The organism is Pseudomonas fluvialis (assembly GCF_002835605.1).
GTDB lineage: Bacteria > Pseudomonadota > Gammaproteobacteria > Pseudomonadales > Pseudomonadaceae > Aquipseudomonas > Aquipseudomonas fluvialis.
In genome coordinates, this window is sequence record NZ_PIYS01000008.1 from 72,564 (window position 1) to 95,361 (window position 22,798).

The 22,798-nt window shown below is 64.7% G+C and carries 25 protein-coding genes; 12 read left to right on the top strand and 13 right to left on the bottom strand.

The window, feature by feature from the left end; all coding sequences use genetic code 11:
• Positions 1-6 precede the first annotated feature (6 nt).
• Both CW360_RS06400 and CW360_RS06405 read right to left on the bottom strand, forming a co-directional pair.
• Positions 7-1,317 (bottom strand): DUF3422 family protein, encoded by a 1,311-nt coding sequence (locus CW360_RS06400; protein WP_157825258.1) that lies wholly within the window; start codon positions 1,315-1,317, stop codon positions 7-9.
• Positions 1,292-2,446 carry an SDR family oxidoreductase gene (locus tag CW360_RS06405; RefSeq protein WP_101193131.1) on the bottom strand — a complete coding sequence of 385 codons (1,155 nt, stop codon included), beginning with the start codon at positions 2,444-2,446 and terminating at the stop codon, positions 1,292-1,294. The genes CW360_RS06400 and CW360_RS06405 overlap by 26 nt, the downstream gene beginning before the upstream one ends.
• Positions 2,447-2,522: 76 nt before the next feature.
• On the opposite strand from CW360_RS06405, the gene CW360_RS06410 reads away from it, so the two are divergent.
• Positions 2,523-2,918, top strand: a complete 396-nt coding sequence (locus tag CW360_RS06410) for a MerR family transcriptional regulator (protein WP_093984598.1) — start codon at positions 2,523-2,525, stop codon at positions 2,916-2,918.
• 38 nt (positions 2,919-2,956) lie between these two features.
• Here CW360_RS06410 and CW360_RS06415 read toward each other — a convergent pair whose 3' ends face one another.
• Positions 2,957-3,352, bottom strand: a complete 396-nt coding sequence (locus CW360_RS06415) for a YkgJ family cysteine cluster protein (RefSeq protein ID WP_093984599.1) — start codon at positions 3,350-3,352, stop codon at positions 2,957-2,959.
• 188 nt (positions 3,353-3,540) lie between these two features.
• Between CW360_RS06415 and CW360_RS06420 the strand changes: the two genes are divergently transcribed.
• The 5 genes from CW360_RS06420 (at position 3,541) to bamE (ending at position 11,884) form a co-directional block, all read left to right on the top strand.
• Positions 3,541-7,083 carry a DUF2339 domain-containing protein gene (locus CW360_RS06420; protein ID WP_101193132.1) on the top strand — a complete coding sequence of 1,181 codons (3,543 nt, stop codon included), beginning with the start codon at positions 3,541-3,543 and terminating at the stop codon, positions 7,081-7,083.
• Positions 7,080-8,456, top strand: coding sequence for a DUF3999 domain-containing protein (locus CW360_RS06425; RefSeq protein ID WP_101193133.1), 1,377 nt, complete (start codon positions 7,080-7,082; stop codon positions 8,454-8,456). Before CW360_RS06420 ends, CW360_RS06425 begins: the two co-directional genes overlap by 4 nt.
• Positions 8,457-8,536: 80 nt before the next feature.
• On the top strand, positions 8,537-9,544 hold the full coding sequence (locus CW360_RS06430) for a class 1 fructose-bisphosphatase (RefSeq protein WP_093984602.1): 1,008 nt from the start codon (positions 8,537-8,539) through the stop codon (positions 9,542-9,544).
• A 102-nt stretch (positions 9,545-9,646) separates the two neighbouring features.
• Positions 9,647-11,569 (top strand): autotransporter domain-containing SGNH/GDSL hydrolase family protein, encoded by a 1,923-nt coding sequence (locus CW360_RS06435; RefSeq protein ID WP_093984603.1) that lies wholly within the window; start codon positions 9,647-9,649, stop codon positions 11,567-11,569.
• Between the two features lie 66 nt (positions 11,570-11,635).
• The gene (gene bamE, locus CW360_RS06440) at positions 11,636-11,884 is read left to right on the top strand and encodes an outer membrane protein assembly factor BamE domain-containing protein (protein ID WP_093984604.1); all 249 of its coding nucleotides are present in this window, start codon (positions 11,636-11,638) and stop codon (positions 11,882-11,884) included.
• A gap of 6 nt (positions 11,885-11,890) precedes the next feature.
• Here bamE and CW360_RS06445 read toward each other — a convergent pair whose 3' ends face one another.
• Positions 11,891-12,334 (bottom strand): hypothetical protein, encoded by a 444-nt coding sequence (locus tag CW360_RS06445; RefSeq protein ID WP_371870533.1) that lies wholly within the window; start codon positions 12,332-12,334, stop codon positions 11,891-11,893.
• Positions 12,335-12,423: 89 nt separating this feature from the next.
• Between CW360_RS06445 and pip the strand changes: the two genes are divergently transcribed.
• The gene (gene pip / locus CW360_RS06450) at positions 12,424-13,389 is read left to right on the top strand and encodes a prolyl aminopeptidase (protein ID WP_101193134.1); all 966 of its coding nucleotides are present in this window, start codon (positions 12,424-12,426) and stop codon (positions 13,387-13,389) included.
• On the top strand, positions 13,386-13,823 hold the full coding sequence (dtd, locus tag CW360_RS06455) for a D-aminoacyl-tRNA deacylase (RefSeq protein ID WP_093984607.1): 438 nt from the start codon (positions 13,386-13,388) through the stop codon (positions 13,821-13,823). The genes pip and dtd overlap by 4 nt, the downstream gene beginning before the upstream one ends.
• A 39-nt stretch (positions 13,824-13,862) precedes the next feature.
• On the opposite strand, the gene CW360_RS06460 is transcribed toward dtd, so the two are convergent.
• From CW360_RS06460 to ubiE, 9 genes are read right to left on the bottom strand one after another with little or no spacing between them, the layout of a single operon-like run.
• Positions 13,863-14,570, bottom strand: a complete 708-nt coding sequence (locus CW360_RS06460; RefSeq protein WP_101193135.1) for a 16S rRNA (uracil(1498)-N(3))-methyltransferase — start codon at positions 14,568-14,570, stop codon at positions 13,863-13,865.
• The gene (gene tatC, locus CW360_RS06465; RefSeq protein ID WP_101193136.1) at positions 14,567-15,346 is read right to left on the bottom strand and encodes a twin-arginine translocase subunit TatC; all 780 of its coding nucleotides are present in this window, start codon (positions 15,344-15,346) and stop codon (positions 14,567-14,569) included. The genes CW360_RS06460 and tatC overlap by 4 nt, the downstream gene beginning before the upstream one ends.
• A complete protein-coding gene (tatB, locus tag CW360_RS06470) occupies positions 15,343-15,663 on the bottom strand; it encodes a Sec-independent protein translocase protein TatB (RefSeq protein ID WP_101193137.1) in 321 nt (106 codons plus the stop codon). The genes tatC and tatB overlap by 4 nt, the downstream gene beginning before the upstream one ends.
• A 12-nt stretch (positions 15,664-15,675) precedes the next feature.
• On the bottom strand, positions 15,676-15,906 hold the full coding sequence (gene tatA, locus CW360_RS06475; protein WP_093984611.1) for a twin-arginine translocase TatA/TatE family subunit: 231 nt from the start codon (positions 15,904-15,906) through the stop codon (positions 15,676-15,678).
• 28 nt (positions 15,907-15,934) lie between these two features.
• On the bottom strand, positions 15,935-16,267 hold the full coding sequence (locus CW360_RS06480; protein ID WP_093984612.1) for a phosphoribosyl-ATP diphosphatase: 333 nt from the start codon (positions 16,265-16,267) through the stop codon (positions 15,935-15,937).
• Positions 16,260-16,661, bottom strand: coding sequence for a phosphoribosyl-AMP cyclohydrolase (gene hisI, locus CW360_RS06485; protein WP_101193138.1), 402 nt, complete (start codon positions 16,659-16,661; stop codon positions 16,260-16,262). The genes CW360_RS06480 and hisI overlap by 8 nt, the downstream gene beginning before the upstream one ends.
• A gap of 58 nt (positions 16,662-16,719) precedes the next feature.
• Positions 16,720-18,297: a ubiquinone biosynthesis regulatory protein kinase UbiB gene (gene ubiB / locus CW360_RS06490; RefSeq protein ID WP_101193139.1), complete on the bottom strand. Its 1,578-nt coding sequence runs from the start codon at positions 18,295-18,297 to the stop codon at positions 16,720-16,722.
• Complete coding sequence (locus tag CW360_RS06495) at positions 18,294-18,911, bottom strand: ubiquinone biosynthesis accessory factor UbiJ (RefSeq protein WP_101193140.1); 618 nt, start codon at positions 18,909-18,911, stop codon at positions 18,294-18,296. The genes ubiB and CW360_RS06495 overlap by 4 nt, the downstream gene beginning before the upstream one ends.
• Positions 18,911-19,681 carry a bifunctional demethylmenaquinone methyltransferase/2-methoxy-6-polyprenyl-1,4-benzoquinol methylase UbiE gene (ubiE, locus tag CW360_RS06500; RefSeq protein ID WP_093984616.1) on the bottom strand — a complete coding sequence of 257 codons (771 nt, stop codon included), beginning with the start codon at positions 19,679-19,681 and terminating at the stop codon, positions 18,911-18,913. Before ubiE ends, CW360_RS06495 begins: the two co-directional genes overlap by 1 nt.
• A 180-nt stretch (positions 19,682-19,861) precedes the next feature.
• Between ubiE and CW360_RS06505 the strand changes: the two genes are divergently transcribed.
• From CW360_RS06505 to CW360_RS06520, 4 genes are all read left to right on the top strand, one after another.
• Positions 19,862-20,137, top strand: coding sequence for a polyhydroxyalkanoic acid system family protein (locus CW360_RS06505; protein ID WP_093984617.1), 276 nt, complete (start codon positions 19,862-19,864; stop codon positions 20,135-20,137).
• 110 nt (positions 20,138-20,247) lie between these two features.
• Positions 20,248-20,676: a phasin family protein gene (locus CW360_RS06510; protein WP_093984618.1), complete on the top strand. Its 429-nt coding sequence runs from the start codon at positions 20,248-20,250 to the stop codon at positions 20,674-20,676.
• An 11-nt stretch (positions 20,677-20,687) separates the two neighbouring features.
• The gene (locus CW360_RS06515) at positions 20,688-21,350 is read left to right on the top strand and encodes a phasin family protein (RefSeq protein WP_093984619.1); all 663 of its coding nucleotides are present in this window, start codon (positions 20,688-20,690) and stop codon (positions 21,348-21,350) included.
• A 116-nt stretch (positions 21,351-21,466) separates the two neighbouring features.
• Positions 21,467-22,798, top strand: coding sequence for an IS4 family transposase (locus CW360_RS06520; RefSeq protein WP_170307333.1), 1,332 nt, complete (start codon positions 21,467-21,469; stop codon positions 22,796-22,798).

Consider the following 22,798-nt stretch of genomic DNA (forward strand, 5'->3'; position numbering starts at 1 on the left):
GGGGGCTCAGCCTTCGCCGAGTTTGAGACGGCGCTTGAGGCGGCGCAGGCTGAACCAGACCAGGCCGATGCATAGTGGCACGGCGAGGCCGGTGGCCAGCTGGCTGTCGGCCAGCAGCCCCAGGCTCTTGGCTGATTCCGCAAGATACTTGCACAGACCGACCAGGTAGTAGCTGATGGCGGCCACCGACAGGCCTTCGACGGTCTGTTGCAGGCGCAGTTGGGTATGGCTGCGTTTGTCCATGGCCTGCATCAGCTGCTGATTCTGCGTTTCGATGGTCAGGTCGATCCGCGTGCGCAGCAGCTCGCTGGCCCGCTGCACACGGCGCGCCAGGTCATTCAGGCTTTGCTCGGCGGCTTCGCTGGTCCGCCAGGCCGGCGTCAGGCGGCGCTGCAGGAACTCGCTGAAGGTCTGCAGGCCAGGGCAGGGCCGCTCGTGCAGTTCGGCCAGACGGTTGCTGATCAGTTCGTGATAGGCGCGGGTGGCTGAAAAGCGGTAGTTGTGGGTGGCGATCAGTTGCTCGATACCGGCCGCCAGGCTGCCCAGCTCGCCGAGCAGGTGACGTTCGTCTGCCAGGTTCTGGATCTGGTTGATCTGCTGGATGGCCGTAGCCAGCTGGCGCTCCATGGCCTTGAGCTGCGGGGCCATGGCCTTGGCCTGCGGCAGCGCCAGAAGCAGCATCATGCGGTAGGTTTCCATCTCCAGCAGGCTGCGCACCAGACGGCCAGTCTGGCAGGGGTTGAGGCTGCGGTTATGGATCAGCAGGCGTCCGCAGCCGTCGCTGTGGATGCGATAGGCACTCCACAGGCGGGCCTGGCCATCGCTGACTTCGGCGCTGATCAGGCGTTGTCCCTCAAAGTGCCGGCGCATGTCGTCCGGGCTGGGTTCGCTGGCCGGAGCAGGGTGTATCTCCAGATGGTTGCAGCTGAGTAGTTGGCCGGGCAGCGCGTTGAGCCAGTCGGCCGGCAGCAAGCGGAGGGCGTTGGCGAGGAAGGGTTCGCTGTCGCTTTGCTTGCTCAGCAGGGTATAGGTGGAGAACTCGGTATGGCGCTCCCAGCGCAGTTCGAAGCCACCGAAGTCCTGGTAGTAGCAGGAGGATTGCGCGCTGGGTGGCAGGACGGCGTGGCGTTCGCAGAGGCGCAGCAGGTGCTGGTATTCCGCGCCAGGCTGCGCCGGGTCGGCCAGCAGCACCAGGTGCGACAGGCGCGAAGGGGTGGCCAGCACGGGGAAGGGCCGCGTATGCAGCTCGTTGAACAGTGCTTCGCGCTCGGGATGGAAACGCAGTGCAGCGCTACGCGGTAGGGTCAAATCGCTCATGGGGGCTGTCGGTCGCGGCGTCGGGGGCGCGCATTCTGCCATGCCGGCTGCCTGTGTCGCTGCACTGTGCTGCCTGCGACCTGCTGTCGCGGTAGTGCCGGGCGCTGGCACGTAATGCCTGGCGCAGGTCAGGCCAGACCAGTTGGCGGGCCTGCAGCTCGGTCTGTAGTGGGGTGCAGTCGTAGCGCTCGCGACGTATGAAGGCCAGGCTTTCCCGGCGGCTATGCAGTAAACGCTCGGCGCCGGGCAGGCGGAGCAGTGCGGCGAGCAGGCCCACGGGGACGTATCGGCTGGGCGCCGCTACGTCAAGCTCCTCGGCGAGCAGGGCGAGCAGTTCGCCCAGGCTGGGGCTGTGCGGGTCAAGGGCGAGCAGCTCGCTGCCGTTGGCCAGCGGTCGCTCGACCAGGCTGGCCAATAGCGCGACGAGCAGGTCGACGCTGATCAGTGGCAGCCAATGTGCCGGGCTGCCGGGTATGCCATGCAGGCGCCCATGGGCCAGGTTGTCGAGTAGTTCGTAGAGTGGCTGGCTGGGATTGAGATGGCCGCTCTGGCTGTGGCCGCACAGGGTGCCGGGGTGGACCACGTTGTAGGGCACTTGCATTTGGCGGGCCAGGGCGCAGCTCTGGTAGTGGGCTTGTAGCTTGCTGGCCTCATAGGCGCCGGCGCGCCGGTACAGCCTGTCCCAGTCGCTGTGTGCGAGGTGCTGCGGATCGATGCCCAGTTCGGCCAGGTGTGCCGGGTTGCCCAGCATGAAGCCGCCGACCAGTAGCAGGCGGGCCTGCAGGCGGCTGGCCAGCTGGGTCAGGGCCAGGCTGCCGGCGACATTGCAGCGTTCGGCCTGCTCGCGCGGCAGGCCCCAGGCAAACTGCGCGCCGAGATGGATGATCTGGCTGATGCCACGTGCGAGCAACGGGGGCTCATCAAGCCCCAGCCCGGGGTGCTGCAAATCACCGGCGAGTGCGTGCAGGTGCGCGGGGTTGCCGCCGCGTGCCTGGCATTGTGCGCGCAGTGCCGGCAGTTGCTCGGGTTGCCGCAGCAGCAGGTAGAGCGAGTGACCCTGGCGGCTGAGGGTGGCGGTCAGCCAGCTGCCGATGAAGCCACTGGCGCCGCTGATGAGAAGATTGGCCATGTGCGTTTTCCTGTGTTGGGAAGCATCGCCGGGGAGCCTAAACTGTCGAGTCAGATCGACAGTCAAGGAGTGTCTGATGCGAGTTGCCGACGTGGAGAGGGCCTCCGGGCTGAGTCGCCATACCCTGCGCTTCTATGAGGCTCGCGGGCTGATCGCCGCACCGCAGCGGGCGGCCAATAACTACCGGATCTATCCGCCGCAGGTGCTGGAGCAGCTGGCGTTCATCCGCGAGACGCAGGGCATGGGCTTTAGCCTGGAGGAAATCGGCGAACTGCTGCGCTTGCGCCGAGAGGCACGCCTGGATTGCGCGCAGGGGGCGTTGTTGCTGCAGGGCAAGCTGCAGGAGGTGGAGCAGCGCTTGCGCCAGTTGCGTCGTTTGCGCAATTACCTACGTGCTGAACGCGATCGTCTGCGCGACAGTGCGCTGGCGCATGGCCTGCCGCTGGCGCCTGAACTGCAGCGGCGCCGCTGAGACCTGCGCCGGGAGGGCCTGGGGCTTTTTACCGCCGGCTAGAGGTTGGGCTTGTAGGCGCAGTAGCCGGGGCGCGGGCCGATGCGCGGGTGGTTGCGACAGGTGTCCGGACGCTTGTCATAGACGGTGCACAGGCGGGTCTTGCGGTCCAGGTAGAGGCAGTCGTTGTTGCTCATGCGGGTGAGCGTGAAGATGCCGCTTTTCTGGTGAAAACGCTCGATCACGCCATCCTTCTGCAGGCGTTTGGCGATGTTTTTCAGCGGCTCGCCGCGTTCGAATTCATCGACCAGGCCGAGGCGGATCAGGTCGCTGAGGCGTGCCTCGACCGGCATGGTGCAGCAGCTGGAGATGCAGCTGTGGCACATGCTTTTCTCGTAGCGAATCCAGGTTTCGGTGCGATCGAGGTCGGCGCCGAGAATCAGCAGGGGTTTCATGGCGTGGGTCGTGGCGGTGGTGAGGGGGCGCGCATCATAACCAGCCGCTGACGGGCTGCCCAGTACGCTCCGTCAGGCGCGGCTTGCTGGACAGCGTTGTGTCCGTCACGTCTCTGGCAAGCGTCTGTGGGTTGTCGACAGGCGGCTGGATATACTCGCCGCCGGCAGGGACAGGGGAGTGCCACGCGATGCAATGGATTTTCATGCTGATAGGACTGGTGCTGGGTGCCAGTATCGGCGAGTCATTTTCCGCCGGGCTGTTTGGCATCCTGTTCGGCCTTGGGCTGGCGCAAGCCTTGCAACAGCGTCAGCTGCAGGCCGCCAACAGCGCGCTGCACAAGGAGCTGCAGCAGCTTGGCCAGCGCCTGAAGCGTCTGGAACAGGACGCAGCAGCGCCAGCCGAGCCGCCCATGCCGGCTGCGTCTGCGCCTGAAACTGCCGCGGTGCCGGCTGACGAGGCGCTGCAGTTCAGTCTCGATGAGATTAGCCCGGCAGCCGAACCCGTCAGCCCGGCCAACAGCCAGCCGCTGCCAGAGCGTATCTGGCGCGCCGCCCCGGCAGCCCCTGAACCTGCTGCGCCGCGTGCTCCCGCGCTGGTTGCCGCGCCGCGCGAGCCGGGTTTCCTGGTGCAGGCCTGGGGCTGGGCCCGTGACTGGTTACTGGGTGGCAACACGGTGCTGCGTGTCGGCCTGCTGCTGCTGTTCCTCGGCCTGGCCTTCCTGTTGCGCTATGCCACGGAGGGCATGGTGGTGCCCGTGGCGCTGCGTTACAGCGCAGTGGCCGCCAGCGCCCTGGCCCTGCTCGGCCTCGGCTGGTGGCTGCGCGTGCGGCGCCCCGGCTATGCCTTGTTGCTGCAAGGCACCGGGGTGGCGGTGTTGTACCTGACCATCTTTGCCGCCTTGCGTCTGCATCCGCTGCTCGATAGCCAGCCGGCCTTTGCCCTGCTGGTGCTGGTGACGGCCGCTGCCTGTGTGCTCGCGGTGGCACAGAATGCCCAGGGCCTGGCGGTGGCGGCGGCATTGGGCGGCTTTGCCGCGCCAATCCTTACCTCCAGCGGCAGTGGCAATCATGTCGCGTTGTTCAGCTATTTCCTCCTGCTCAATGCCGGGATTCTTTCGGTGGCCTGGTTCAAGGCCTGGCGACCGCTCAACCTAGTCGGTTTTGTCGGCACTTTCGGTATCGGCCTGGCCTGGGGCTGGCGCTCCTACCAGCCGGAGCTGTTGTGGAGCAGTGAACCCTTCCTGGTGGCGTTTTTCCTGATCTATGTGCTGATCGGCCTGCTGTTCACCCGGCGTAGCCTGCGCCAGGCCGGCGAAGCCCCGCAGGAGCGTGAGGCGCTGTTGCGCTGGTCGCTGGGGCGTACCGATTATGTGGATGCCACGGCAATGTTCGGCCCGCCTCTGGTGGGCTTTGCCCTGCAGGTGGGCCTGGTGCGGCATATCGAGTTTGCCGTGGCCTTCAGTGCCCTGGCACTCGGCGGCTTCTACCTGCTGCTGGCGCTTTGGCTGCGCCAGCGGGCCGGAGCGCGGGCGCTGTTGCTCACCGAAACCTGCCTGGCGCTGGGGGTGATCTTTGCCAGCCTGGCCATTCCGCTGGGCCTGGATGCGCAGTGGACTTCGGCGGCCTGGGCGGTCGAGGGCGCCGGTATCTACTGGCTCGGCCTGCGTCAGCAGCGCCGTCTGGCCCGGTTGTTTGCCCTGCTGCTGCAACTGGCGGCCAGCCTGGCCTATCTGTCTACCCTCGGCCTGGCCAGCCAGACCGTGTTGGCCGGTTCGGCGCTGGGCGCCGCCATGCTGGCCGGCGCCTGGCTATGCAGCTATGGGTTGTTGCGTCGTCACCAGGCTGCGCTGCCGCTGTGGCCTTGGGAGGCGCGTTTGCAGCCCTGGCTGGCGCTGGCCGGCCTGCTGTGTGCCTACCTGATCGCGCCACTCCTGTTATCCGCCGATTTCACCGCCATGGCCTGGGCACTGGGCGGCCTGCTGACCCTGCTGCTGGGCCTGCGCCTGCGCGCCCGAGTCTTCCTCTGCGCAGCGTTTGCCGTGCAGTTGCTGGGTGGCGTGTTGTTCGTCGGCCAGCTGGATGGGGCCAGCAGCGGCCAGGGCATGCTGGCTTCGGGCTGGAGCGGCTTGTTGCTCAGCCTGCTGATCGGCCTGGCGCTGATTGGCAGCATGCTGCTGGCCTCGCGTGATGCCCTGGTGCGTGAGGACCGTCGGCTGTTGCGCGGTCTGGCGCTGGTGCTGCTGGCCGGCCTGTTGCTGATCAACCTGGCGGTGTTGTTCGTCTTGCCCTGGCGTACGGCCTGTGCGGTTTGGGCTGGCAACGGTCTGGTGATTCTCTGGCTGGCCCTGCGTCTGCAGCAGCGCGCGGCCTTTGTATTTGCCCTGCTGCTGCAGGGCGTGGCGGGTTGCAGTTTCTTCCTTGCCGCGCCGCTCTGGCAGGTGGCCGGTCAGGCTGAAGCGGCAGCGCTGGCCCACGCCGGCTTCTGGACGCCGGCGCTGCTGGGTCTGGCGGCGCTGCTGGGGGCCTGGCGCTTGTGGCGGGAAAACCAGCACGGACAGGCCGCCGAGTGGCGCGTCAGCCTGCTGCAGCTGTCCTGGCTGTTGCTGGCCTGGGGCCTGGCCTGGTGGGTGTTCGCCTGGGTCAGCGAGATTGACCGGCTGTTTAGTGGCGCCGCACAAAGCAGCGCGTTGCTCGCCCTGGCGGCGGCCTGTGCGGCGCTGGCCGGCTGGTTGGCCGGGCGCCTGCGCTGGGCCGAGCTGGGCCTGGCCAGCCTGCTGCTGGTGCCGGCAGCCTGGGCCATCCTGGCGAGCGCGGCGCATGCGCTGTACCAGCCGGCTGCCGCCTGGGGCTGGCTGGGCTGGCTGGCGGTCGGCGTGGTGCATATGCGCAACCTGCGTCAGCTGGCCACGCAATTGCCGGGTGGCGCGTGCAGTGCTGCGCATGTGCTGGGTCTGTGGTTGCTGTTGCTGGTGCCGTCGCTGCAGCTGCGCTACCTGCTGATGCAGTTGGCCGAACAATACAACGCCTGGCGCTGGCTGGGCTGGGCGCTGCTACCGAGCCTCTACCTGCTGTGGGTGGCCCGTGCCTCGCGCCTGCCCTGGCCGCTGGCCAGCTATCCCCGCGAGTATCGCCTGTGGGCGGCGGCGCCGCTGGCCGGGTTGTTGCTGGTGTGGTTCTGGCTGGCCAATGCCTTCAGCGCCGGTAATGCCGATCCTCTGCCGTACCTGCCGCTGCTCAATCCTCTGGAACTGGGCCTGTTGCTGGCGCTGAGTGGTGCGGCGCTGTGGGCCTGGCGGGCCGGGCAGGCATGGAACTGGCCGGCGGCCCTGTACCGCCAGGGTGTGCAGGGCGTGCTGGGGCTGTCGCTGTTCGCCCTGGCCACGGCCATGGTGTTTCGCAGTGCCCATCACTGGGGGGATGTGCCGTACGCCCAGCCGGAATTGTTGCGCTCGATGCTGGTTCAGGCCGGGCTGTCGCTGGTGTGGACCAGCATTGCGCTGGGCCTGATGATTGCCGGTCACCTGCGCGTGCGCCGGCAGTGGTGGCTGTTGGGCGGGCTGCTGATTGGCGTGGTGGTGGCCAAGTTGTTCTTTGTCGAGCTGGGCAACCGCGGTGGCCTGGAGCGTATCGTGTCGTTTATCGGGGTTGGCGTCCTGCTGCTGGTGGTGGGCTACTTTGCCCCGCTGCCGCCGCGCCAGGATGCGGCCCCTGCGCAAGGAGTACAGGGATGAAGCTGTCGTTTGCCATCATGTTCGGGCTGTGTGCCAGTCTGTTGCAGGTTCAGGCCCGGGCCGAGGCCCCGGAAGATTATCGCTACCGGCTGCCGCTGACCCTGCAGGGCGATGGCCCCTGGTATCGCCTGACGCTGCCCTTTGCCGTGCAGCAGGCGGCCAGTCATGACGATCTGCGCGACCTGCGGGTCTTCAACGCGGCTGGCGAGCCGTTGGCCTTCAGCCTGCAGCACAGCAGTGGTCAGCAGGCCGAGCAGCGCAGCAGCCGCAGCGTGCCGCTGTTCGCCTTGCAGGGTCCGGCGCAGCAGGCGGCCAGCGCGGCGCGGATTCGCGTGCAGCGCGCCACGGACGGTACCCTGGTGGAGCTGCTCGACAGTCCGGCGCACGCTGAGTCCGAGGTGCTGCGCGGCTGGTTGCTGGATGTCAGCGCTATCGAGCAACCGCTGATCGAGCTGGAACTGGACTGGCAGGCCGAGGATGGCTTCCAGCGTTTCAGCATCGAGGCCAGCGACGATTTGCAACACTGGCGCGCGCTGAGCGAAGGGCAGCTGGTTCGCCTGACGACGGCGGGTGAGCGTATCGAGCAGCGCCACGTGCGCTTGCCGGGGCAGCGTGCCCGCTACCTGCGTCTGCTCTGGCGGGATGCCCCGGCAGTGCCGTTGAGCAATGCCGTGGTGCACAGCGCCACTGCCGAGTGGCGCGCCGCCGAGCTGGCCTGGTCCGACGTACTGACGGGACAACGCCTGGACTCCGGGGAGTACCACTGGGAGTTGCCGCGCGCCCTGCCGGTCAGCCGCCTGCGTCTGGCTCTGGAACAGCCGAACATGCTCCTGCCGTTGCGCGTGCAGAGCCGCCGCGAGGGCCAGCCGCACTGGCAGGGGCTGGCGGCCGGGGTGTTGTACCGCGTGCCGGGCGAGCAGGCGGAAAGTCGCAACGACGAGCTGGCCTTGCCGGGGCGCAGCGTGCAGCAACTGCGTCTGCACATCGATGCGCGTGGCGGTGGTCTGGGCAACCAGCCGGCGCAGTTGCAGCTGGCTTTGCCGGGGCGCGAGCTGTTGTTCCTGGTACGCGGTGCAGGGCCTTACCAGCTGGCGCTGGGCCAGGCGCAGGCCGAGCCGGCCAGCCTGCCGCTGAGTACGCTGCTCGGCGGGCGCAGCCAGCCACTGGCGGCGCAGACGGGCGAGGCGCGCTTGACCGACATGCCGCAGCACCTTGCCGAAGTGGCCAGCGAACAGGCCAGCGAGCGTCTGGGTGGCGCGGGGCAACGCCTGGCGCTGTGGATCATACTGCTGCTCGGGGTGGCCCTGCTGGGTGGCATGGCCTGGAGTCTGCTACGTGACAAGGGGCGTACGCCGGGGCCGCCAAGCGCCTGAAGCGCGTCGGTCGCCGGCAGAGGCGGCCGGCGGCATTCCGGGTTAAACTGCCGCGGTTTTTTCATTCCCTGGAGCCTTCCATGTCGCGCGTCACCCTCAGCCGCTATCTGATCGAGCAGACCCGCAGCCACCATACCCCGGCTGATCTGCGTTTCCTTATCGAAGTCGTGGCGCGGGCCTGCAAGGCGATCAGCCATCAGGTCTCCAAGGGGGCGCTGGGTGGCGTGCTGGGTAGCCTGGACAGCGAGAACGTGCAGGGTGAGGTACAGAAGAAGCTCGACGTGATCTCCAACGAGATCCTCCTCGAAGCCAACGAGTGGGGCGGCCACCTGGCCGGTATGGCGTCCGAGGAAATGGACAACGCCTACCAGATTCCCGGCAAGTATCCGAAGGGTGCCTACCTGCTGGTCTTCGATCCGCTGGACGGCTCCAGCAACATCGACGTCAACGTCTCGGTGGGCACCATCTTCTCGGTGCTGCGCTGCCCGGACCGTAACGGCGAGACGGGTGATCTTGGCGAGGAGGCTTTCCTCCAGCCGGGCACCGAGCAGGTGGCCGCCGGTTATGCCATCTACGGCCCGCAGACCATGCTGATGCTGACCCTCGGTGACGGCGTCAAGGGCTTCACCCTGGATCGCGAGCTGGGCAGTTTCGTGCTGACCCACGACAACATCCGTGTGCCGGAGTCGACCAAGGAATTCGCCATCAACATGTCCAACCAGCGCCACTGGGAGGCGCCGGTGCAGCGCTATGTCGATGAGTTGCTGGCCGGTGAGACCGGTCCGCTGGGCAAGAACTACAACATGCGCTGGATCGCCTCGATGGTCGCCGATGTGCACCGTATCCTCACCCGCGGCGGTATCTTCATGTACCCGCGTGATGCCCGTGAGCCGGAAAAGCCCGGCAAGCTGCGCCTGATGTATGAGGCCAACCCGATGTCGATGATCATCGAGCAGGCCGGTGGTGCTGCCACCAACGGTACGCAGCGTATTCTCGACATCCAGCCAACCTCGCTGCACCAGCGGGTGGCGGTGTTCCTTGGTTCCAAGGAAGAAGTGCTGCGCATCAGCGCCTACCATCGCGGCTGATAATAGCGGCTGACCTGACGCTCACCCATTTGGGGGAGCGTCAGCTTGCTCGGGCTCTTTTAGGCTTCGTGGCTCTTATAAAAACAAGAACCCGGAGTGCTCATGTTCAAGCCTTACAAAGCCCTGGTCGCCGCCATCGCCCTAGCTAGTTTGCCCCTTACCAGCTCGGCAATGCCCTACTCGCAGTTCATCGTTTTTGGTGACTCATTGAGTGATAGTGGGCAGTTTCCGGATTTCGGCAGTCCCCTTTTGGCTGGTAATCCTACAGGTGGGAACCGGTTTACCAACCGCACAGGCCCCAACTATCTGGCGAACAATACCGAGTACTTTGACTTGGTTGTCACGCAACGCTTGGCCGCCCAGCTTGGCTTGCAAGCCTTTGCCTCTACACCTGCATTGCCTCAGGTACTGACAGGTAATCCTGACGGTACCAACTACGCCGTAGGTGGTTACCGAACCGAGCAGGTGCTGGCCTCGATTACTACAACCTCTGAAACGATTGTTCCGGTGGGACAGGTAGGTGCTGGAACAGTCTTGCGAACGCGGCAGGGCTACCTGGCGCAGTTTGGTAGCGCCGATCCCAATGCGCTGTATTACATCAATGGCGGCGGCAACGATGTGCTGCAGTCAGTCGTAATTGACCAAGCGAGCGCCGCCACGGCGGCTGCCAATTTGGTTACAGGCGTTGCAGCACTGCAGGCGGCCGGTGCACGCACCATCATCGTTTCTGATCTTCCAGATGTGGGCATGACTCCGGCGGGGTTTGCCAGTGGTAGTCGAGCGGCCTGGTCGACGGCATCCGGGCTGTTTAATGACGAGTTGGGTCGTCAGTTGGCTGCATTGGGCGGTAATGTCATTCGCTTGAATTTCCGCGGACTGCTGTCTGAAGTGCAAGGCGATCTGGCGACGTTTGGTTTTGATCCCCTAGTGGTACAAACCGATGTTTGTTTCAGTGGATCCAGCTGCTTGGCCGATCCTACTTGGGGAATTAGTGGAGTAACGCCCAACCCTAACCGTCTCATGTTCAATGACGGTGTTCACCCAACAGGTGCTGTGCAGCAGATCAGTGCGGACTATATCTATTCGATCATCTCCGCACCCTGGGAAGTCAGCCTGCTGCCGGAAATGGCGCTGTCCAGTCTCATCAGTCATCAGCAACAATTGCATAGTCAGTTGCAGGATCAGTGGCAGACGAGCGGTCAATGGCGCAGCTTCGTGAGTGCTAACGGTATGCGTCGTGAATTCGAACGTAATGCTGGTGTAGCGGCCGGTGACAGTGATGGCTTGGGGTTGACCCTGGGTAGCAGCTACCGACTGACTGACCAGTGGCGTGTTGGCCTTGCTCTCGGGCTGCAGTCGCAGCAACTGGAAACAGATAGCAAGTCCGAGTATGACCTGCGCAGTTATTTGCTGAGTGGTTTCGCTCAGTTCCGGCAGGATCGTCTGTGGGCCAATGGCAGCGTTAGTGTTGGCCATCTCGACTATCAGAACCTTGAGCGGCAGTTCGCCTTGGGCATCGCCAAACGCAGCGAGAAAGGCGATAGCGATGGCAAACTCTATGCCTTGTCTGCGCGCATTGGTTACGACTTGGCCAATGAAGGTACTGGTTGGCAGGTGAGTCCGTTTATCAGCGCCGATTACGCGCGTATTGATGTGGAGGGCTACCGTGAAAGTGGCAACCGCTCAACGGCGTTGAACTTTGCTGATCAGCAGCGTGACAGCCAGCGTCTGGGGCTAGGTTTGCAATTGAGTCGACAAATCACGCCAAGTACCCAGTTGTTTGCCGAAGTGTCCCGTGAACGCGAATTTAAGGATGATCCTCAGCAGCTGCGCATGGGCCTGAATAGCGTGGCCAACAACAGCTTCGAACTGCAGGGTTACATGCCGCAAAATGGGCAAACCCTGGGCAGTCTGGGTGTTAGCCATCGCCTGGGCAACGAGCTGGCGCTGTCGGCTAGCTACCACTTCCGCGGTACTGAGGACCGCCAGCACGGCCTCAACCTGGCGCTCAGCTGGGACTGGTAAGGCATACGGCCTGACTGAAAACGGGGTAGCCTAGCTGCCCCGTTTTGCTTTCCCGGAGAATTAACCATGCGCCGTTCCCTGCTCGCCGTCGCTGCCTTACTGCTGGCCGGCTGCAATCCGCTGACCCAGGATAACTACCAGCAACTTAAGCCGGGCATGCCGCGTGCCGAGGTGGAGCAACTGCTGGGCAGCCCGCGCGAGTGCAGTGGTGCGCTGGGTATGAGTAGCTGTCGCTGGGGTGACGAACAGCGCTACATCAGCGTGCAATATGCCGCCGACAAGGTCGTGCTGTTTTCCGCCAGGGGGCTCAAGTAGCGGCGACTATTCCCAGTGCAGGCGTGCCAGCTGCCAGCGCCCGTCTTCGTACCACCACTCCAGCTCGACCTGATAAAGGCGCGCGCTGTCCGGCAGCAGGCCTTCGGCACCGCTGAGCGCGACATCGGCGCGGGTATGCCCGCGCGTGCTGTAGGTCGGGTCGAGGCGGCTCTGGCGCAGGGGTGCCAGCACGGCAATCTGCCGGTGGCGCAGGAACACCAAGCGCATGGTTTGCTGGGCCCATTGGCGGTCTTGGCCGGCATGTGTCTGGAACTCATCATGCAGCTGCTGCAGCACGGCCTGGGTACGGCGTTGTTGCAGGTTGTCCTGCAACTGCGTGACGGCCTCTTCCAGTTGCGCCAGGCGATCATCTTGCCCGCAGCCGCCGAGCAGCCAGGTTAGACAGAGCAGCATGGCCAGGCTGGCATGACGTATCAGTGACCTGTGCAAAGGTAGTTTCCCCGTTATCATGGCGGTCAGCGTATTTGCCGTGAGTCGGCACTTGCCTGGCGTGCCGCCAGGCCTATCAGGAGTAGACCATGCAGAGCCTGTATCCGGAAATCAAACCCTATGCGCGTCATGCCCTGGCCGTGCAGGAGCCGCATGTCCTGTATGTGGACGAGAGTGGTTCGGCCGATGGCCTGCCGGTGCTGTTCGTGCATGGTGGTCCGGGCGCCGGTTGCGATGCCCTGAGCCGGCGCTTCTTCGACCCGGCGCTGTACCGTATCGTGACCTTTGACCAGCGTGGTTGTGGCCGTTCGACCCCGCATGCCTGCCTGGAGCACAACGACACCTGGGCACTGGTCGAGGACATGGAGCATATTCGCCAGCAACTGGGCATCGAGTGCTGGGTGCTGTTCGGCGGCTCCTGGGGTTCGACGCTCAGTCTGGCCTATGCGCAGCGCCACCCCGAGCGGGTGCAGGCGCTGATCCTGCGCGGTATCTTCCTCTGCCGACCAGAGGACTTCCGCTGGTTCTACCAGGAAGGTGCCAGCCGCCTGTTCCCCGATTACTGGCAGGATTACCTGGCGGTGATTCCGCCCGCCGAGCGCGGTGACCTGATGCAGGCCTACTACAAGCGCCTGACCGGCAGCGATGAAATTGCCCAGATGCAGGCGGCCAAGGCCTGGTCCTGCTGGGAAGGGCGTACCGCCAGCCTGCGCCCCAATCCGCAACTGGTCGAACGCTTCCATGAGCGCGCCCTGTCGATTGCCCGCATCGAGTGCCATTACTTCGTCAACCAGGCCTTCCTCGAGCCGGACCAGCTACTCCGCGACATGCCGCGGATTGCCCACCTGCCGGGGATCATCGTGCATGGCCGCTATGATGCGGTGTGCCCGCTGGATAACGCCTGGGCGCTGCACCAGGCCTGGCCGGGCAGCGAGCTGCAGATCATCCGCGATGCCGGTCACGCGGCCTCCGAGCCGGGTATCGCCGATGCCCTGGTACGCGCGGCCGACAGCCTGGCGCGACGCCTGCTCGACCTGCCGCTGGAGGATGCATGAGGGCGCTGATCCAGCGCGTCCGCGAAGCGCGCGTGGAGGTAGACGGTGCCTGCGTTGGGGAAATCGGCCAGGGTTTGCTGGCGCTGGTCGGCGTACAGCCGGCGGATGATGCGGCCAGCGTGCAACGCCTGTTGCAGCGCCTGCTCAACTACCGGGTGTTCAGTGATGCCGACGGCAAGATGAACCTGTCGCTGCGCGATGTGCAGGGCGGCCTGTTGCTGGTTTCACAATTTACCCTGGCGGCCGATACGCGCAGCGGCTTGCGCCCGAGCTTTTCCACGGCGGCGCCGCCGGCGCAGGGCCGGGAACTGTTCGAGCTGTTGCTGAGCGAAGCGCGTGCGCAGCACGTGCCGGTGGCCAGTGGCCGCTTTGGGGCAGACATGCAGGTGCAGCTGATCAACGATGGGCCGGTGACCTTCCTGCTCGAGGTCTAGCGGGTATTCCGTGGCGAAGCGATCGGGATTGATCGTTGCTCAGAACAGGCGGGCCAGCAGGGCCGGAACAGCCGTTTCCACGCGCAGGATGCGCGGGCCAAGCTGCACGGCCTGCAGGCCGGCCTGTTCCAGTAGCGCGACTTCGTAGGGGATCCAGCCGCCTTCCGGGCCGATGGCCAGGGTGACCGGGCCGCTCACCGCGCGCGGGCAGGCCGGGTAGTCGCCCGGATGGCCAAGCAGGCCCAGAGTGCCGGCGGCCAGTCCGGGCAGGCGGTCTTCGACAAAGGGCTTGAAGCGCTGTTCGATGTGCACCTCAGGTAGCAGGGTATCGCGTGCCTGTTCCAGGCCGAGCAGCAACTGCTCGCGAATCGCCTGCGCGTCGAGGAAGGGGGTTTGCCAGAAACTCTTTTCCACGCGGTAACTGTTCAGCAGTACCAGGCGCGGCACGCCCATGGCCGCAATGGTCTGCAGGGTGCGCTTGAGCATCTTCGGGCGGGGCAGGGCCAGCACCAGCGTTACCGGCAGCTTGGCGGGTGGCGGCTGATCCAGCGCCACGCGCAGTTCGGCCTGCTGAGCGTCCAGTTGCAGCAGTTGGCCCTGGCCCATCAGCCCACCGATCCGGCCGACCCGCAGCATGCTGCCGACCTCGGCGCGATGCACTTCGCGCAGATGCTGCAGACGCCGGCCCTGCAGGCGTACATGGCAGGCATCGAGAAAGTCGGCGTCTTCCAGTAGCAGCAGGTTCACGACTGCGCTGCAGGCGGCTGGTCGCTGGGCTCGCTATCCTCAGGCGGACGCTTGCTGACCAGGCGGCCGAAGATCAGTCCGGCTTCGAACAGCAGCCACATGGGGATGGCCAGCAAGGCCTGGGAAAATACATCCGGGGGGGTCAGGAACATGCCGACCACGAAGCAGCCAACGATCACATAGGGACGGCTCTTGACCAGGGTTTCCACGCTGACGATACCGGCCCAGATCAGCAGGAAGGTGGCGATGGGGATCTCGAAGGCTACGCCGAAGGCGAAGAACAGGGTCAGGACGAAGTCCAGGTACTGGCCGATATCGGTCATCATGGCCACGCCGTCGGGGGTCACGCTGGCGAAGAAGCCGAACATGATGGGGAACACCACGAAATAGGCGAAGGCCATGCCGGCGTAGAACAGCAGGATGCTGGAGATCAGCAGGGGAACGGCGATGCGTTTCTCGTGCTGGTACAGCCCCGGTGCGATGAAGCCCCAGATCTGCTGGAGCACCACCGGCATGGCGAGGAACAGCGAGATCACCAGGGTCAGCTTGAACGGAGTGAGGAACGGCGAGGCAACGCCGGTGGCGATCATCGTCGCGCCTTCCGGCAGGTAAGCGCGTAGCGGTGCGGCAACCAGTGCGTAGATGTCCTGCGCGAAGTAGAACAGGCCGATGAAGATCAGCAGCACCGCGACCACGCAGCGCAGCAGACGATCACGCAGCTCGCTGAGGTGGGCAACCAGCGGCATTTCCTGGTCGGAGGTCAGCTTTTCGGTCATGGCGGCGTGCTCTTGTCCGGGGCCGGCGGCGCATCGGCCGCGCTCTTGCTCGCGGCGCTGCTGCCCGGCGCGGGCGGCAGTACGCTTTGCGACAGTTCGCGTTCCATTTCCAGGATGCGTTCGTTATGCAGTTGCCGGCGAATTTCGTCGGCGCCGATCTCGCGCTCCACTTCGGCCTTGAGATTGCTGAAGCTACGCTTGAGGCGCCCGATCCACAGGCCGGCCATGCGTGCGGCCACCGGCAGGCGCTCCGGACCGAGCACCAGCAGGGCCACCAGGCCGACTACCAGTAGTTCGGCAAATCCGACATCGAACATGGCGTGGCGCCCTTAGTCTTTCTTGGCCGGTTCTTCGACCTTGCGTGCTTCGCCCTGCAGGGTTTGCCCGGCCTTGTCTTCCACCGCCGGCTTGTCTTCTTCGGTGTTCATCGACTTGCGGAAGCCCTTGATGGCGTCACCCAGGTCGGAGCCAAGGCTTTTCAGGCGCTTGGTGCCGAACAGCATGATGACGATGAGCAGGATGATGAGTAGTTGCCAGATACTGATGCCGCCGAGACCCATGGGGATATCTCCGTGAGGTAGGGTGTATTCAGGAAGGTTGCCGGGCGGCTTTTTCCGCGTGCCCGGATAGGCCGAAACGGCGCTCCAGTTCGTCGAGCACCGCCTGCGGGTGCTGGCCCAGTGCGGCCAGCATGACCAGGCTGTGGAACCACAGGTCGGCGGTTTCGTAGATCAGCTCGCTGCAATCGCCGCTGAGCGCGGCATCCTTGGCGGCCAGGATGGTTTCCACCGATTCCTCGCCGACCTTTTCGAGAATCTTGTTGAGACCCTTGTGGTACAGACTGGCCACATAGGAGCTGTCGGCAGCGGCGCCCTTGCGGGCTTCCAGTACATCGGCCAGGCGGCTGAGGGTGTCACTCATGGGTATGTCCTGCGTGATAGATGGCCTGCGGGTCCTTGAGCACCGGGTCTACGGCCACCCAGGCACCGTCGCGCAGAACCTTGTAGAAACAGCTCTGTCGGCCGGTGTGGCAGGCGATGCCGCCCAGTTGCTCGACCTGCATGATGATCACGTCGGCATCGCAGTCCAGGCGTAGTTCGTGAAGTTTCTGCACGTGGCCGGAGTCCTCGCCCTTGCGCCACAGTTTGCCACGCGAGCGCGACCAGTAGATGGCGCGTTGCTCGGCCACGGTCAGGGCCAGGGCCTCGCGGTTCATCCAGGCCAGCATGAGGATGCGGCCGCTCTGATAGTCCTGGGCAATGGCCGGGATCAGGCCGTCGCTGTTCCAGTTGATGTCGTCGAGCCAGTCGCTCATGGGCTATTCCGTGGCTGGGTCAAGGTCGGGGTAGTCTGCCAGTCTGTGCGCGGGCTGGCTATCGGCGCAGCAGCAGCCACAGGCCGCCGCCCAGCATCAGCCAGGCCGGCCAGGCGGCCATGCTCAGTAGCAGGCCCTGGCTGGCGGCGCCCAGCAGGAGGGCCGCGCCGATCAGGCGGCCCGGCCAGCTGGCGCGAAGCGGCGCGACGGGCTGCGGGTGGTTGAGACGATCCAGGGTCTGCCGGGCCATCTGGGACAGTTGCGGTACTTGTTCGGCCTGGTTCTGCAGGTTGCGCAGCAGTTGCAGCGGGCTGATGCGCTCGCGCATCCAGCGTTCGAGGAATGGCTGTGCGGTGCTCCACAGGTCGAGGTCCGGGTACAGCTGGCGGCCCAGCCCTTCGATATTCAGCAGGGTCTTCTGCAGCAGTACCAGCTGTGGCTGCACTTCCATATTGAAGCGCCGGGCGGTCTGGAACAGGCGCAGCAACAGCTGGCCGAAGGAAATGTCTTTCAGCGGGCGTTCGAAGATCGGTTCGCAGACGGTACGAATGGCCGCTTCGAACTCGTTGACGCGGGTGTGCGCCGGCACCCAGCCGGAATCGATGTGCAGCTGTGCGACTTTACGGTAGTCGCGCTTGAAGAAGGCCAGCAGGTTGCGCGCCAGATAGTCCTGGTCCTCGGCGGTGAGGCTGCCGACGATGCCGCAGTCGATGGCGATGTACTGCGGCTCCCAGGGGGTGCGGGTGCTGACGAAGATGTTGCCGGGGTGCATGTCGGCATGGAAGAAGCTGTCGCGAAACACCTGGGTGAAGAAGATTTCCACGCCGCGTTCGGCAAGTTTCTTCATGTCGGTGCGTTGTGCGGCCAAGGCGTTCAGGTCGGTGACCGGGATGCCGTAGATGCGCTCCATCACCAGCACCTTGTGGCGGCACAGCGGCCAGTGAATCTGCGGTACGTAAATCAGCGGCGAGGCTTCGAAATTGCGCCGTAGCTGGCTGGCATTGGCGGCTTCGCGGAGCAGGTCGAGTTCGTCGTAGATGGTCTTCTCATAATCTTCGACTACCTCCATCGGGCGCAGGCGGCGGGCATCGGCGGACAGCCGCTCGGCGCTGCGGGCGAGCAGGAACAGCCAGGCCAGGTCCTGGCGGATGATCGGCTTGAGGCCGGGGCGGATCACCTTGACCACCACTTCCTCGCCGCTTTTCAGTTGTGCGGCGTGCACCTGGGCCACCGAGGCGGAGGCCAGCGGTTGCTCGTCGAAACGGGCGAACAGTTGCGAAACCGGCGCGCCGAGCTGCTGTTCGATACGTGCGATGGCCTGGGCCGGCGGGAAGGGCGGAACCTGGTCCTGCAGGCGTGCCAGCTCGTCGGCGATATCCAGCGGCAGCAGGTCGCGGCGGGTGGAGAGCAGTTGGCCGAACTTGATGAAGATCGGCCCGAGGTCCTCCAGCGCCAGACGCAGGCGTTCGCCACGGCTCAGCGCCAGGGGCTTGCGCGGCAGCCAGCGCCACGGCAGCAGGGCGCCGAGCAGGCGCAGTGGCCAAGGCAGCGGCAAGGCCAGCAACAGGTCGTCGAGGCGGTAGCGGATCACTACACGGAGGATGCGCAGCAGGCGGCGGGTGGCAAGCAGCTTCATGCGTCGGGCTTGGCTCGTTGGGCGAGACGCTGCAGGCGCGCCTCCAGGCGGTCGAGGGCCAGGTTGAGCTGGTCCAGTTCGGTAAAGCGCGCTTCAGCCTCGCGGCGGCCGACCAGGGTGCGGGTTTCTTCGGCCAGGTAGTCGGCGAACATCTGCTGCAGGCGTCCGGCGCCCTGTTTCATCCAGCTGGCGCGGCTCTGCACATGGCCGGCGAGCAGCGGGCCGGCCACCGGGCCGAGCCAGCGGGCCAGTTCGTACTGCCAGTCCAGCTCCAGGTCCTGGAGAATGGCCGCCAGCTCCAGCAGCACGCCGCTATCGCCCTGCAGGGTCAGCTGGTCGCTGTGCAGCAGGCTGGTCTTGTCGTCGGCCAGCGCCAGGCGCAGCAACGCGGCAGCCGTGCCCTGCAGTCGGCAGTCGGCCTCGGCTTCCCAGTGTGTGGCCAGTTGCAGGCCGTCGGCGCCGGGGAGCAGGTACAGCTGGATGGCCGGTGCGCTGCACTGCACGGCAATCACCCGGCCGTTCAGGCGGGCCAGGCGTGGCAGTGCGGTGCTGTCCATGGCCAGCAGCCGGTTCAGGCCGAGTTCGACCCCGGCATACAGCCCGCTGAGCAGCATCAGGGCTTGATACCGCGGTGCAGGGCGACGATGCCGCCGGTCATGTTGTGGTAGCTAACGCGCTCGAAGCCGGCCTCGGCCATCATCGCCTTGAGGGTTTCCTGATCCGGGTGCATGCGGATCGACTCGGCCAGGTAGCGGTAGCTGTCGGCGTCGTTGGTGATCAGCTTGCCGGCCAGCGGCATGAACCGGAACGAATAGGTGTCGTAGAACTTCGACAGCAGTTCGCTGGACGGTTTGGAGAATTCCAAGACCAGCAGGCGGCCGCCCGGCTTGAGCACGCGCAGCATGGAGCGCAGGGCGTCGTCCTTGTGCGTCACGTTGCGCAGGCCGAAGGCGATGGTCACCACATCGAAATGATTGTCCGGGAACGGCAGTTTCTCGGCATCGGCCTGTACGAAACAGACGTTGCCGGCGACGCCCTTGTCGAGCAGGCGGTCGCGGCCCACCTTGAGCATCGAATCATTGATATCGGCCAGCACCACTTCACCGCTGGGGCCGACCAGGCTGGCGAACTTGCGGGTCAGGTCGCCGGTGCCACCGGCAATATCCAGTACCCGGTTGCCCGGGCGTACGCCGGACAGTTCGATGGTGAAACGCTTCCACAGGCGGTGCATGCCACCGGACAGTACGTCGTTCATCAGGTCGTACTTGCTGGCGACCGAGTGAAAGACTTCCGCGACCTTCTGCGCCTTCTGGCTTTCCGGCACGCTCTGGAAACCGAAGTGGGTGGTGGGTTCCTGCTCTGTGGCCTTGCGTGCGTCGCTCATCTTGCTCTCACCTGGGAAAGTTCGCCGGGCATTCTAACACCCCACTTGGCGCCTTTGTCTGCGCGGCTGTCCAGCGGATGCCGGGCGAGCGTGCGGCTGGTAGAGTTGTGTGACGACATGCCGCACCCCCGGAGCCAGCCGGTGCGGCAGACTTTCCACCGCATGTATTAAGGAGCGGCGATGTCCCGTATCAGTGTTGCACGCCATCACACCCTGGGCCTGGAACAGGCGCGCGGCAAGGCGCAGGCGCTCGCCGAGCGTCTGGCCAGCCAGTACCAGGTTAAATACCGCTGGGTCGGTGACACCCTGGAGTTCAAGCGCAGCGGTGCCGACGGGCAGATCGCGGTGAGCGCCGATCAGGTCAGCGTGCAGCTCAAGCTGGGCCTGTTGCTCTCCGCGCTGGGTGGCACCATTCAGCGTGAAATCGAAGAGGTGCTGGATCGCGAGTTGTGCTGAGCTTCGGGCGACCTTGCACTCTAGGGTGTGATTTCTAATTTTCCTCGCTACCTTGGCCCCAAGCCTGTGAAAGGCGATGACTCCACTTCATCACGTATGCGAGGTGCAACATGAGCAAGGTTGCCGTCAAGAAAGACACTGCTGAACAAGACAAGGCTGGCGCGCTGGCTGACGTAAAAGCCTATGCGCGGAAAATCTGGCTGGCGGGCCTGGGCGCTTACGCCAAGGCAGGCCAGGAAGGCGTCGAGTACTTCAAGGACCTGGTCAAGGCCGGCGAAGGCGTCGAGAAGAAAGGCAAGAAGCTGGTTGACCAGCAGGTCGACGCGGCCAACAGCCAGATCGATGCAGTGAAAAACAGCGTCGCCGAAGCCAAGGGCAAGGTGGAAGGTCGTTTCGAGCAGATCGAGCAGGCTTTCGACAAGCGCGTGGCCAGCGGCCTGAACCGCCTGGGCATTCCGTCGCGCCAGGACATCGATGCACTGTCTGCTAGGCTTGATGCGCTGAACGCGCTGCTTGAGCAAGCGGCTAAGAACAAGTAAGGAGAACGAATATGGCTGGCAAGAAGAAAGTCGAGAAAGTGGAAAAGGACAGCAGCTCCTGGGTTGGCGAGATCGAAAAATACTCGCGGCAGATCTGGCTGGCTGGCCTGGGTGCCTACTCCAAGGTGAGCAAGGACGGCAGCAAGCTGTTCGACACCCTGGTCGAAGACGGCCACAAGGCTGAAAAACTGGCCAAGAAGGAAGTCGAGAAGCAGGTTGGCGTGGTCAAGCACAGCGTCGATGCCGCCAAGTCCAAGGTGGAAGAGGTCAAGGACAAGGCCCTGGGCAAGTGGAGCGAGCTGGAAGAGGCCTTCGACAAGCGCCTGAACAGCGCGATTGCCCGCCTGGGTGTGCCCAGCCGCAACGAAGTGAAGGCACTGCAGAACAAGGTTGATACCTTGACTGCCCAGCTGGAGAAACTCACTGGCCTGAAGGCCGAGTCGGCCAAGCCGGCCGTGCGCAAGGTGGCTGCCAAACCGGCTGCCAAAGCCGCTGCCAAGCCGGTAGCCGCCAAGCCTGCGGTGAAGAAGCCGGCCGCTGCCAAACCGGCCGCTGCCAAGCCCGCCGCGAAACCCGCTGCCAAGCCGGTAGCCGCCAAGCCGGCCGCCGCGCCGAGCGAGGCTCCGGTGGCCGCTCCGGCTGCCCCGGCTGCTACGCCGAGCAGCGCTTCCTAAGCGCGGCGCTCTCGACAAAAGCCCGGCCTTGTGCCTAATGCTGTTCACTTAAGCATTTGAGCCCTGACGGGGCTTCCCCGAAAATCCGATGTCAGGTTCCTGGCATCGGATTTTTTATGTCTCTGCAACAGCAACTGCTCGACTTAGGTGAACTGTTCAACTTCTCGGATCTGAGCACCTTCACCCAAAACATCCCGATCGAGTGGGTGGCATCCGCTCTGGACTTGTCCGCCCAGGCCACCATAAGGCGGCGGCGTCTGCCCAGCGATCAGGTGCTCTGGCTGGTGCTTGGCATGGCCTTGTTCCGTGACGAGCCGGTGCATGAGGTCGCACGACGCCTGAATATCTGTGCCCAGGGGCTGGCCTCTCACGACCTGCTGGCCCGAAGCGGTGTCACCGAGGCGCGTAAACGATTGGGTGCCGATCCGGTTGAGTGGCTGTTTCGTCAGACGGGTAACCAGTGGGGTTGCGAGCGCTATGAGGGCGATACCTGGCAGGGCCTGCAAGTATTGGCCGTGGATGGCGCACTCCTGCGCACCCCAGACACGCCTGAACTCCGAGAGCATTTCGGCTCCGGCAATACCTCCACCGAGCGCCAGACGCCGTTTCCCATGCTGCGACTGGTAGCCCTGATGAACGTGCGCTCGCACCTGATTCTGGATGCGCAGGTGAGTCCCTACCGGCGCAGTGAGATGCGCTTGGCCGATGAGTTTATGCAGCAGATTCCCAATCAGTCGGTGACGCTGTTCGATAAGGGCTTCTGGAGTGCCGACTTGCTGTTGCGCCTGGGCGCCGCAGGGGAAAGCCGGCACTGGCTGATTCCGGCCCGCCAAGGGCTGGTTGGCGAGGAAGTCGCTCGTTACGGCAAGGGCGATCGTTTGCTGCGCATGAAGGTGTCGGCACAGGCACGAAAGCGCAACCCCGACCTGCCGACGCACTGGGAGGTACGTGAAGTCAGCTACGCCGTGAAGGACAAGATCAAGACAGTGCTCACCTCGCTGCCTGCGGATACTTACAGCGCCAAGACCATCGCCAAGCTGTATCAGGAGCGCTGGGAGATCGAGCTGGGCTTCCGGGATATCAAAAGCTCTCTGCAGCAGAATGCGATGACCCTGCGCAGCAAGGTAACGGAGCTGGTCTACCAGGAGGTCTGGGGCTTGTTGTTGGCCTACAACATCATCCGCCGCGAAGCCGGTCAGGCAGCCGTCGCCTTCGGCCGCTCTCCGGGCGACATCCGCTTCAAACCAGTAGCTCAATACATCGCCGTGCAATTGATCGTGATGGCGGCGGCCAACCCGATTTCAGCAACAGGAACACGATTGTCGGAGCTGAGAGCAGGAATCGGTGGGCTGTTTCTGGATCACCGTCCAAGGCCATCAAGACCAAGGACGGTGAAGATCTCAAAGACCCGTTATCCAGTGGATCGAAAGGCTGCTCCGCTTAAGTGA

Bases quoted from the DNA above. Each gene is read 5' to 3' on its own strand.
- CW360_RS06400 (WP_157825258.1), bottom strand. From the start codon at position 1,317: ATGAGCGATTTGACCCTACCGCGTAGCGCTGCACTGCGTTTCCATCCC.
- CW360_RS06430 (WP_093984602.1), top strand. From the start codon at position 8,537: ATGTCGCGCGTCACCCTCAGCCGCTATCTGATCGAGCAGACCCGCAGC.
- tatA (WP_093984611.1), bottom strand. From the start codon at position 15,906: ATGGGTCTCGGCGGCATCAGTATCTGGCAACTACTCATCATCCTGCTC.
- CW360_RS06520 (WP_170307333.1), top strand. From the start codon at position 21,467: ATGTCTCTGCAACAGCAACTGCTCGACTTAGGTGAACTGTTCAACTTC.
- CW360_RS06435 (WP_093984603.1), top strand. From the start codon at position 9,647: ATGTTCAAGCCTTACAAAGCCCTGGTCGCCGCCATCGCCCTAGCTAGT.
- CW360_RS06510 (WP_093984618.1), top strand. From the start codon at position 20,248: ATGAGCAAGGTTGCCGTCAAGAAAGACACTGCTGAACAAGACAAGGCT.
- CW360_RS06415 (WP_093984599.1), bottom strand. From the start codon at position 3,352: ATGAAACCCCTGCTGATTCTCGGCGCCGACCTCGATCGCACCGAAACC.
- CW360_RS06410 (WP_093984598.1), top strand. From the start codon at position 2,523: ATGCGAGTTGCCGACGTGGAGAGGGCCTCCGGGCTGAGTCGCCATACC.
- CW360_RS06425 (WP_101193133.1), top strand. From the start codon at position 7,080: ATGAAGCTGTCGTTTGCCATCATGTTCGGGCTGTGTGCCAGTCTGTTG.
- tatC (WP_101193136.1), bottom strand. From the start codon at position 15,346: ATGACCGAAAAGCTGACCTCCGACCAGGAAATGCCGCTGGTTGCCCAC.
- ubiE (WP_093984616.1), bottom strand. From the start codon at position 19,681: ATGAGCGACGCACGCAAGGCCACAGAGCAGGAACCCACCACCCACTTC.
- CW360_RS06515 (WP_093984619.1), top strand. From the start codon at position 20,688: ATGGCTGGCAAGAAGAAAGTCGAGAAAGTGGAAAAGGACAGCAGCTCC.
- CW360_RS06495 (WP_101193140.1), bottom strand. From the start codon at position 18,911: ATGCTGCTCAGCGGGCTGTATGCCGGGGTCGAACTCGGCCTGAACCGG.
- dtd (WP_093984607.1), top strand. From the start codon at position 13,386: ATGAGGGCGCTGATCCAGCGCGTCCGCGAAGCGCGCGTGGAGGTAGAC.
- ubiB (WP_101193139.1), bottom strand. From the start codon at position 18,297: ATGAAGCTGCTTGCCACCCGCCGCCTGCTGCGCATCCTCCGTGTAGTG.
- CW360_RS06480 (WP_093984612.1), bottom strand. From the start codon at position 16,267: ATGAGTGACACCCTCAGCCGCCTGGCCGATGTACTGGAAGCCCGCAAG.
- hisI (WP_101193138.1), bottom strand. From the start codon at position 16,661: ATGAGCGACTGGCTCGACGACATCAACTGGAACAGCGACGGCCTGATC.
- CW360_RS06505 (WP_093984617.1), top strand. From the start codon at position 19,862: ATGTCCCGTATCAGTGTTGCACGCCATCACACCCTGGGCCTGGAACAG.
- CW360_RS06420 (WP_101193132.1), top strand. From the start codon at position 3,541: ATGCAATGGATTTTCATGCTGATAGGACTGGTGCTGGGTGCCAGTATC.
- pip (WP_101193134.1), top strand. From the start codon at position 12,424: ATGCAGAGCCTGTATCCGGAAATCAAACCCTATGCGCGTCATGCCCTG.
- tatB (WP_101193137.1), bottom strand. From the start codon at position 15,663: ATGTTCGATGTCGGATTTGCCGAACTACTGGTAGTCGGCCTGGTGGCC.
- bamE (WP_093984604.1), top strand. From the start codon at position 11,636: ATGCGCCGTTCCCTGCTCGCCGTCGCTGCCTTACTGCTGGCCGGCTGC.
- CW360_RS06405 (WP_101193131.1), bottom strand. From the start codon at position 2,446: ATGGCCAATCTTCTCATCAGCGGCGCCAGTGGCTTCATCGGCAGCTGG.